Source organism: Brevibacillus sp. SAFN-007a (genome assembly GCF_051967035.1).
GTDB lineage: Bacteria > Bacillota > Bacilli > Brevibacillales > Brevibacillaceae > Brevibacillus.
The window spans coordinates 1-1,523 of the sequence record NZ_JBQCKK010000052.1 but is presented as its reverse complement, the minus strand read 5'-3'; the positions used below and the strand labels follow the sequence as shown (position 1 = coordinate 1,523).

Sequence of the window (1,523 nt, the reverse complement as noted above, 5' to 3'; positions counted from 1 at the left end):
CTCTAAAGCCCCAAAATTGGATTTGAGTTATCACCCCTTATCTTGTTAATCTGGTATCAGAAGAACAGAGGGGGATTTTTTATGCAACGGAAACGCTATTCACTGGAGTTCAAACAACAATTGGTTCAAGAAGCGAAAGAAGCAGGCAACGCTGCGCAAGTGGCCCGTCGCCATAGTATCGATGCAAAAATGCTATATCGGTGGATACGAGATTCCAAACATGCCGATTGGAAAAACGCCTCTCCAGATGCTAAGGCGGTAACCAGCTATACTCCCTCACCAGGGGAATTTCGTGAGTTGGAAACAGAAAATGACAAGCTTAAGAAATTGCTTGGAGAGAAGGATCTCGAAATCGCCATCCTCCGTGATCTTGTAAAAAAGGTCAACCCAGCTTATCGGACAAAATGGAAATAGCCGACAAGTGGATACAGCTGGGATACCCAATCAAGACCGTCTTGAACATTGTCGGCATCTTGGAAGCGACCTACTATGCCCGCCGCAAGAATCAAGGGAAACCCAAAGTGTATAATGGTGGACGTCCCATCCCCGGTTACTCCATGAAAAAAGATGGACAGCCTGTGGCAGACGAACAGATCAAAGAGTGGATTCATGAGTATCTGGCGGACGAAGAAGCGGCATATGGCTACCGGAAAATAACCGTTTGTCTGCGGCGAGATTATGGACTGAAAATCAACAAAAAGAAAGTGTACCGCCTGATGAAGGAAGAGAATCTGTTACACCCGCAACGGGAAAAACAGCGTAAATATCCTCGCAAGCTTGCGAACAATCGGGAGATCACTGCTTCCAATCAGCTCTGGGAAATGGACGTGAAGTATGGCTATATTGCCGGAGAAAAGCGCTTTTTCTTCTTGTTATCACTCATTGATGTTTACGATCGAGCCATCGTAGATTACCATATCGGCCTAAGCTGTGAAGGAAAACACGCTTCCCAAATCTTGCAACGAGCGTTATGGAGACGGCAACAATTTGAGAACCAAGAACGTCCTGTGATTCGAACAGACAACGGTCCACAGTTTATTAGCCATATTTTTGAATCGTCTTGTGCAAATTTTCAGGTGGAACATGAGCGAATTCCACCGAAAACACCAAACAAAAATGCTCACATTGAAGCCTTTCATAGCATTTTGGAGAAGGAATGTCTGGAAAGGCACGAATTTGAAAGCTACCAGCAGGCTTATGAAACCGTGACAAATTACCTGCTTTTTTACAACCAACGCCGGATTCACGGAAGTTTATATGACCTGTCACCGGTAGAATTTAGACAGGCAGTTGAAGAGCAACGCGTGAAGCCATTTGTTGTAAAAGTATAGCAAGGTTAACGATTAGCACAGATCGCTTTTCTTCGACCTAGGTGAACCATAGGTAGATAAAGGTCTGGGGTCAAGCGAATTCCTTGACGCTAGAGCTTTATCTACCTACACTACCAAATGGTTGAAGAAAATGAAAAACGAAGAAAAAACGAGAATAAGGGAGTCTGACTCAAATATTGAGGGGTTAAACCG

At 44.4% G+C, this 1,523-nt stretch carries 2 protein-coding genes; both read left to right on the top strand.

What is annotated here, in order from left to right; translation table 11 throughout:
- Positions 1-81 precede the first annotated feature (81 nt).
- Positions 82-414, top strand: coding sequence for a transposase (locus ACTHO6_RS21130; RefSeq protein ID WP_440243804.1), 333 nt, complete (start codon positions 82-84; stop codon positions 412-414).
- On the top strand, positions 405-1,331 hold the full coding sequence (locus ACTHO6_RS21125) for an IS3 family transposase (RefSeq protein WP_440243802.1): 927 nt from the start codon (positions 405-407) through the stop codon (positions 1,329-1,331). The genes ACTHO6_RS21130 and ACTHO6_RS21125 overlap by 10 nt, the downstream gene beginning before the upstream one ends.
- The last annotated feature ends 192 nt before the right edge of the window (positions 1,332-1,523 follow it).

What these genes read in the sequence shown, in the direction of transcription:
- ACTHO6_RS21130 (WP_440243804.1), top strand. Translation starts at nt 82, where the DNA reads ATGCAACGGAAACGCTATTCACTGGAGTTCAAACAACAATTGGTTCAA.
- ACTHO6_RS21125 (WP_440243802.1), top strand. Translation starts at nt 405, where the DNA reads ATGGAAATAGCCGACAAGTGGATACAGCTGGGATACCCAATCAAGACC.